Source organism: Oleiphilus sp. HI0061, assembly GCF_001635675.1.
The window spans coordinates 1-916 of the sequence record NZ_LWFE01001603.1; the positions used below are offsets into that span (position 1 = coordinate 1).

The window sequence follows — 916 nt, forward strand, 5'->3', positions numbered from 1 at the left end:
GATCAGGCGCGTAAAGCCGTTTATGGTATGCCTTATTCTGAATGGAAAGAGAAGCATCAATTGAAGGCAACGCCTCAGCAGCTCGAAGCTTTTGAAGCGAAGCAGAAGTAAATCACTCCTGCCTAAATTTCTAGACCCAAATGCTTCTTGGCAGCTTTGACCAGCTTTGGGTCGAGAGCGGGTGGTGTGATATCAACACCTTTCACAAGCTGATCATTCAGCTTCTGCATGACAGCAACTCGCATGCTCCACTTATGATTAGCGGGTACTACGTTCCAGGGTGATGCTTCGGTACTAGTGAAACGGAACATATCGTTGCTTGCGTGTGTGTAATCGTCCCATTTTAGCCTATTTCGGATGTCTTCTTCTGTTAGCTTCCATTGCTTTTCTGGTGTGTTTAAACGTAGTTCAAAACGCTTAAGTTGTTCTTCGGGCGTGATATGTAAAAAGAACTTGATCAGGTGCACGCCGTCATCAGTCAACATTCGCTCAAATTCATTTATTTCTTGATAAGCTCTCTGCCAAGCTGTTTCAGGTGCAAAGCCTTCTACTCGCTCGACAAGCACCCGGCCGTAATAAGAACGGTCAAAAATGGCTAAGGTGCCTGGCTTGGGAAGACGGGTTTGAAAGCGATACAGGTAGTGTCGGCCTTGCTCATCGGGGTGAGGCGCTGATATCGGATAGACCCTAAAACCGCGGGGGTCGAGCTTTTCGCTAATTCGCCTAATTACCCCACCTTTACCTGAGGCGTCCCAACCTTCAAACACGATAATTGCTCGTTTGCCTTGTCGATAATAGGCTTGTTGGATTTGGAGAAGGCGCTCCTGGCAGCTTTTAAGTGCTTTTGTGTATTGGCTTTTTGATTCAATGAGAGCTTGATCAAAATTCACCTTAGAGAGGTTAGGAGGCTTTTGTT

Annotated in this window: 2 protein-coding genes; one reads left to right on the top strand and one right to left on the bottom strand. The window is 46.4% G+C overall.

What is annotated here, in order from left to right; all coding sequences use genetic code 11:
* Positions 1–111 (top strand): DUF1244 domain-containing protein (locus A3735_RS24860; protein ID WP_156499907.1); only part of this gene is annotated, 111 nt, incomplete at its 5' end.
* Positions 112–122: 11 nt separating this feature from the next.
* Here A3735_RS24860 and A3735_RS24865 read toward each other — a convergent pair.
* Positions 123–916 (bottom strand): polyphosphate kinase 2 family protein (locus A3735_RS24865; protein ID WP_068638839.1); only part of this gene is annotated, 794 nt, incomplete at its 5' end.